The organism is Acutalibacter sp. JLR.KK004 (assembly GCF_036941085.1).
Lineage (GTDB): Bacteria > Bacillota > Clostridia > Oscillospirales > Acutalibacteraceae > Acutalibacter.
In genome coordinates, this window is the sequence record NZ_JAYMNQ010000002.1 from 669704 (window position 1) to 677146 (window position 7443).

Below are 7443 nucleotides of genomic sequence, written 5' to 3' on the forward strand. Positions count from 1 at the left end.
CGAAATCCCCCTTGCGCGCTGCTCTAATGGCCAGGCGAGAATCTAAAATTTAAGAGGGTTGAAATTTATGAACAAAAGCAAGTTTCTGAAGAAATCACTTGCGGCTGTCTTGGCTGTTCTTATGATTGCCGCAATGATTCCGCTCAGCGCTGCTGCTGCCTATGAACCCACGGGGGTTAAGCCTGTTCCTGCGGGAGGGTTCTCCGGCGAGGTTACGGGCAGCGGGTATAATTGGAACATAGCTTTCAATTATAATGCAGGCAATCTGCCGAAAATTAAAGTTGAGACAGGCCATGCCGATGATCAGGTGTCCCAGGTTAAGAAGGACGGCACACAGACTACCTTTGCACTTGCTTCTATACCTACCGAGCTTACGGCAGAGCGCGATGATGATGGCAACCCGCTGCCTATCATCTTTGAAATTCGCAAGGGTACAGATGACACCAATATCAGCGAGCGCTATACTGTTACCTGGTCAATGAAGGCCGCTTCTGGCAGCGCTTCTGTTAAGTCTGCCAAAATGGACAACACCTACGATGGCGTTGTGGACGAGACCGCAAAGACCATCACCTTTACCGTGCCTTTTGGCTATAATGGTGCTAAATCCTACACCATTGGGATGAATGGATGCACGGGTTCTTCTGTCACTTCAATGTTTGGTACTTCTAACACCAGCGGCGCTGTTAAAACCGACGGCAACGGCGTTATTGGAACGGACAGATCCAAAGCGGTCGCTGAAAAGCTGACTGCCATAACTGAGGACGCTTTAACGGATGTTGCTTATGACATTTTTATTGTGGAAGAAGAGGCCCTCAAGTCCATCAAAATTGGCAACTATGAAGGTGTTTTCAAAAAGCAGTCCAGCCCCAACCAGGATCTGAATGATGCTAACGGCGAAATCGATTTTGCTGTTCCGGCTGACTTGGCAGTGGACGCCAACGGCGCTCTGAAGCTGGTTCCCACCTTTGAAGTTGGTTCCCATTTTGCTGCTGCTACACTGGAGACAGTTGCTGGCACAGACACCCCGATCGAATCTGGCAAAGAGTTTGATTTTGCCTACATGCTGACCAGTGGAACCACAGGCGCTACCCTTAAACTTACAAGTCTTACTACTGGCGCGACTGCGAAAACTTATAAACTCGTTTTCGAAAAGAACGATAAGGACACCACCCTGACAAGCGTAGTGGCTGAAGCAGGAAGGAATGCTTCTGCTTCAAGCACTAAGCCCTTTAAGGTTGAAGGCACTATCGAAGGCGAAAACATTAACATCACTGTCCCCAAGGGCGCGGATTTGTCCAAGGTGAAGTTGACCTTCAAGGGGCCGAAGACTGTTTCTACTAACGATCCCGCTATCTCAATTGCGAACGGTACCGCAGGAACTTCTCCCAAAGTTGCAATTTGGGCCAGTAATGTTGGAACGGCTGACGATGTTGACGTAACCGCAACCCGCCGCGTTACGGTGACTGCTGCCGACCAGAAGACCCAGGGCTGGTACAACCTGATTGTCACAGAGGCTGATGCCACTGAACTGCAGCCCACCATCACCGCTGCCAAGCTGGTGCTAAACAAGGGCAAGGACAATGAGCATACCAGCAACGGCGTGGTGGACACTGCGGCCCGCACTATCACTTTCACAGTACCCCATTCCACTTTTGACACAGCCGTACAACCCAGCACGACTGATCCCATCGTAGAGTACACCTTTGCCAAGAGCCAAAGCTCTTTTATTAACACTACTGCACTGTCTAGCGCTACAATCAGCGGCGGCAGTAAGGTGTCTGTAAGCGCCGGGGGCGGCGATGAACTGGTTTATGCTGTCAAGTACGTCCGTGCCAACCCCGAAACCGGCAAGTCCATCACGAACTTTGTGCTGACCGAAGCAGGAAACAAAAACTTGATGAACTACAATGCTTATAAAAATTATAAGGTTGAGGTTTCCGGCAAGGATTTCAAAGTAAATGTTCCCTCCAGCGTTACTCCATTGAACGCCAGCTTTGAACTTTCCAAGGGCGCAAAGCTGTTTGCAGTTCCTGCAAATGCTGGCAATGCCATGGGAGCGGCAATAGAGCCTGCTGATGAACATGGCGTTCTGCAGGCTACAAACTTCACTTTTGCAAAGGGCAGCAAATATATTGTAGCAGATGAGGCTTTGGCTACCCGCATTGCAAATAGTGCGACAGACACTACCGTTGCATCGTATACCCAGATCCGCAACAATTATCCCAATAACTTCGTTGAGTATACCTTTGTGAACGATCCTGCCACTGCCAGTACTGCCGCTCGTTTTACCGGCAATTTGTCCGCTGTTGACGGCAACATCACTGGCATTATCGGCGGCGCAAACGGCAATGAAATTACCCTGACTGTGCCTTACAGCTACAGGAACGGGAAGGAATTCTTCCTGAACTTCACAACCTCCCCCAATGCAATAGCTGGTGTTTTGCCCGCAACTGTGACGGCAAATGCTGCTGGAATTTACCGTATGTATTCTGACGGTAAAAAGACGTATGCGGACGATAAAGTTAAGGCGGAGGCTGCTGCATACTCTGGCGGCAATGCTGCAACTGCTAATGTGCAGTTCAAAGTAAAAGAGACTGTTGGAACTCCCAATACCTATAGCTTGCAGTTTGGCGCTGGCACCACATGGTATGACTTGACTGCTGGCGATACAACAAATGATAACCGTCTGGCAGTGCTTGCTGAAGATGGGACAACCAACAAGACATATTTCATCAAGGAAGTCAAAATTGCCGATGCCAACACTGGCGCTGAGATCACTGCGGCCAAGGTGAACGGCGTGACTGCTTCCATTAACCAGACTGCCGAAACGATCACTGCCAGCGTACCCTTTGGCACCAACCTGGGCCAAATTAAGCTGGAGCTGACTGCCTCCAAGATGGCTTCTGTGAAAATCAACAACGCTGCTTTTAACGCTGACACCACCTATGATCTCCGCAAGCCTGTGAAGATTGAGGTTCAGTCCGAAAAGGGTGACAAGACCACTGTTTACACCCTCACCGTCAAGACCGGCGAGCAGTTCAGCGATGTGCCTGCAAACGCCTGGTTCGCTCCCTACGTGAAGGAAGCCTTTGAGAAGGGCATTGTGCAGGGCATTGGGGAAGGGCTGTTTGGGCCTTACACCCACATCACCCGCGAGGACTTCGCTGTGATGACCGGCCGCATGCTGGGCATTAAAGTGGACGAGAACGCCACTGTGCCCTTCAAGGACGCTTCCAGCGTAAGCGGCTATGCCAAGGGCTATGTAGCTTACTTTGCCGAGGAAGGCATTATCGGCGGCTATGAGGACAGCACCTTCAAGCCGAAGAACAACATCACCCGTGAGGAGGCCGCCAAGATTCTGGCAGTTGCCCTTGACCTGGAGGTTACCGGCACTCCCACCTTTGCGGATACCAACAAGATTTCCGGCTGGGCGCGGCCCTATGTTGCCGCTGTGCAGACTGCCAAGGTCTTTAACGGCGACGAGGCCAACCGCTTCAACGGCACCACCAGAATCACCCGCGCTGAGACAGCGAAGGTCATGGTGGATTCCCTGAAAATCAAGTAAGGTTTCAACTCACCTAAATTTTACAGTTCCCAAAGCAGAAGGGAGTGCGGAAACGCACTCCCTTCTGCTTTTCTGCCTCCGGCGGCCAAAGGGGATTTTTGTAAAAAGTCCCTTACGAATCCCCAGAAACTTTTGAGACGCACCAAATGGCAGAGAATCGCGGCGCAATCCACCCGGTTCCCTATATTATCACAGAGGTTTTTGAAGATTGATAAGAAAGTTGCCGAAGGCAATCTTTTGAACTTCTTTTCCTCAAAAAAGTTTCTTATCCCGCCGGAGGCAGCGAAAGCAAAAGAGGACGGATTGCTCCGTCCCCTTTCGCTTCGGGCTTTGTAAAATTTAGGTGAGTTGAAATACCTTATTTCGCGTCGTCAACCCGGACAGCAGCAGTAGCGGCTGCGGCGCGGGTGGTGCTGCCCAGAGGATTGAAGGTGTTATCGCCTTCGCCCATGAGCATCTTGGCATTCACGCAGGCGTAAACGTAGTTCTTTGCCCAGCCTGCAATCTTCGCGTCGTCCGCAAAGCGAATGCCAATTTCCACGTTCTCAACATCCAGCTTCATCACGCGGGAGATGATAACTGCCATCTCCTGACGGCTGATGGTATCGTTGGGCCGGAAGGTGGTGGAGCCGCCGTCGCCGGTGATATAGCCCTTGTCAGCGCAGTAAGCCACTGCTGCGGCCGCTTCGCCGGTGATGCCGTTCATATCGCTGAACTGGCTGGGCTTATCCTCCCATGCGGAGGCATCGAACCCGTCCACGCGGGCCATCATGGTGGCAAACTGCACGCGGGTCACGTTGGTGTGAGGCCCGAAGGTGCCGTCGCCGTTGCCGATGATAATGCCGCGCTTGGAAGCGTCCATTACGTAGCTGTAGAACCAGTCGCCGGGCTTCACATCGCTGAAGCCATCATCAATCTTCACTTCGATGGTGTACTTCTGCGTGTTCGCGCCGTTCTCAGACAGAACCCAAACGCTCTTGGGCTGGGTGAAGTTCATAATAGAGCCGGAGGTGATAAGGTTTGCGTTGTTTGCGCCCAGATTCTTCTGAGAAGAAACATTTGCACCCTCAGATACATTGAAAGTGGGCTTCAGGCCGGTCAGCTCGGTGGCCTTGGGCAGGGTGACGGTCACTTTGCCGTTGGCGTCGGGCTTAGCGGTTACGCCGTTGATGGTCACACTGTTCAAGGTGCAGCCCAGCTTAACAGCCTCATACTTTACCACCAGGTCATATTCCTGGTAGCCGCCCTCATCGGGGGTACCTGCATTGTATGCTTCGCTCTCGACCCGGATCTTGGCAATCGCTGTGTTTGTGGTGGCGTCAGCCATTTTCAACTCGCCTACGCCGCTATTGTTAGTGGCCACCATAAGGTCGGTGCTGTCAGCAGTTACTACAGCACCATCTTTGATGGTAAGCTTTTTCACGCCAGCTGTACCAATGGCAGTATCCGTATTGTCCAAAGCGCTTACACTCTCGTAATGGCTAGTGCCATAGTTGAACCACAGGTTGCGCTCCATACCGCCGGTAAGATCGGAAGCGTTAGCGCCGCCAGCAGCGGCCTTTGTTCCCACAAAGGAAGCGGGCAGGGTCAGGGTGATCTTGTGGTTGCGAGAGTCCACGTTTGCCGGAATTTCAGTCTTTGTAACAGAATCGTACACGCTGAAGGAATCCAGAACATGCTGCTTCTGGGCAGCAGCCTGCTTCACAGTGAGAACATACTTCCTGAAAGTGCCAACCTCAAGGGCAGCGGACAGAGTTGTACCAGCAGTAATCTTAGCAGTGCCATCAGCGTTAACTGCGCCCTTCTCATTGACTACAACCAGGGTAAGTTTACCCTTTGTGCCAGCAGGCTTTTCTTTCACGCCGTCATAGGGCAAATCGGCACTGTCAGTTGCAGGCAGATTGTGTGTAGCAGTTGTAGCCCCATCTTTCACGATATCAACAGCCTGAAGCTTGTCATCTTTGTCAACATAGTATACAACTGCGCCATCAGACACATCCGCGTTGACAAACGGCCCGGTCTTGAAATCATTATACTTGGAATAGGGGACAGTAACGAGCAGGTCGCTGGAGCCAGTAGCGGCAAAAGCGTTCTCGTTGTCTATTATGTCCGCAAAGTCATCTTTGGTAGTAGCCTTGAAGTTTGTCATGCTGTTGGCAGTCCGCGCAGGGGCCAGCTTCACAGCAATATTATAGTTAGTGGTGCTTTTGCCATTGGTCACAACAATCGGTGTGCCCTTGACGCTGTTATCGTTAAATGTAGCAGGCAGGTAAGCTTCAGTGCCATCAAGTGTCAGGCCAGAAGCCTCATCAATAGTGCCGGCTTCGATAGTTGTACCATTGCTCAGGCCATAGTACAGTTTCCAGTCAACCACGCCAGCGCCAATCTTATCGGGATCATTGGTGGTAGCGAAGGGCAGGGTAAAGGTAATGATATTGTCCTTAATCTCTGCTTTATACTGATTTTTGGCGTCGCTGTTATCCTCCAGGATCATTTCGGTGATTTCAGCAGTGCCTACGGAATCCACTGTATTGATGGTCAGCTTGTAGTCCTGAACGGCACCCTTATGGGCGGCATCCACTGCTACGCCATTTTCATCGCCAGCAGCGGTCACGCGGATGATGAAGTTGTTCTTGGTGGCAATGCCAAAGTCTACAGCAGTAGTGCCGCCATCGGTAGCGGTATTAAGAAGCTTCGCTACAGGAGTGGCAGCAATTTTCTGTGCAACCACAGTATCAACATCGGTAAGAAGAATCGTTGCACCAGGAGAGGCAAGGCCCATAAGTTTAGCGGTGGAAACGCGCAGAGTCTTGGGCACATTCAGAACAGCAGTGTGCTTGGCCTCGTCGATTTCCGCCTTGAAGGTGCCAATGTACAGATCCTTCAGAACAGGAGCGGGGTCGTTGGCGGGGACATCAAACTCAACAGTCCAAGGCTCTGCAGTCCCAACGTCGCTGTAGCTGATCTTCAGACTTAAATCTGAATTGCCAGTGTTATTAAGCGGCTTGCTGGCTGCTAAAGTAGCAAGATAATCTTTCAGGTTAATCTCCTTACCACTTTCCAATGCAACCTTGCTGCTATCGGTCTTTACAGCCTTGATATCTACAGAAGCATAACCAGGTGTAAAGGTGGGAGTAATTTTGAAATTACCATTTGCATCAGTATTGCTGCCATAGGGCATGTAAACAGTAACGGTTTTGTGCTCTGTGTCAATTTTCGCTTCCTTGCGCTCGCCAGCTACAGAGAACGCAGCAAAAGCAGCAGCGTTTACGGTCTTAACGGTATAGACATGGGCAGTCGCGCCGTTTTTAATAGTGATCGTGGTAGTGCTTGCGCCATCAGTAATGGCACCGGAGGTCACTTCATAGATACCTGTAGTATTGGGAGTTTGCCCATCAACATAAGCATTCTTGTGGTTCACTTCGACCTTCAGTGTCTGGGGGCCGCTGGTGTTATAGGGCAGAGTGATGGTGTAGGTGTCGCCGTCTACAACGGTTTCGCCATACTGGGTGTCCACAGTGATGGACTTAATGCTCACATCGTCAGAGCCGTCGTTCACATCAAACTTCACTGTGTATTCCTTGCCGCTCTCTGCGCCGTTTTCGTCCCACACCAGGAATTTGGCTTCCTTAACAGCCTTCTCCTCGTCGGACATGTTAAAAGTCCACACGCCCTGAGCGTTAGGTGCTGTAGATGCCGCAGTACCATGGGTTCCAGCTTCATGGGTAACAACAGCGGTAGCGTTGTCATTAGCCAGCGTCACGTTTACGGTGACAGCGTTTGAACCGGGATCAGGAATCTTCGCGGTCCAAACGTCTCCCTCCTCCGTTGCGTCCACAGTGTTAACAGAAACCCTGGAAACAACGGCGGGGTCAGCC

Annotated in this window: 2 protein-coding genes; one reads left to right on the forward strand and one right to left on the reverse strand. The window is 51.3% G+C overall.

Annotated features, from left to right (window positions below; all coding sequences use genetic code 11):
- Window positions 1-67 precede the first annotated feature (67 nt).
- Window positions 68-3565 (forward strand): S-layer homology domain-containing protein, encoded by a 3498-nt coding sequence (locus VSQ30_RS17735; protein WP_334466039.1) that lies wholly within the window; start codon window positions 68-70, stop codon window positions 3563-3565.
- Window positions 3566-3923: 358 nt separating this feature from the next.
- On the opposite strand, the gene VSQ30_RS17740 is transcribed toward VSQ30_RS17735, so the two are convergent.
- Window positions 3924-7443, reverse strand: a 3520-nt coding sequence (locus VSQ30_RS17740; RefSeq protein WP_334466042.1) for an S-layer homology domain-containing protein, incomplete at its 5' end; no start/stop codon positions are given.

Coding starts and splice junctions, on each gene's coding strand:
- VSQ30_RS17735 (WP_334466039.1), top strand. CDS start 68: ATGAACAAAAGCAAGTTTCTGAAGAAATCACTTGCGGCTGTCTTGGCT.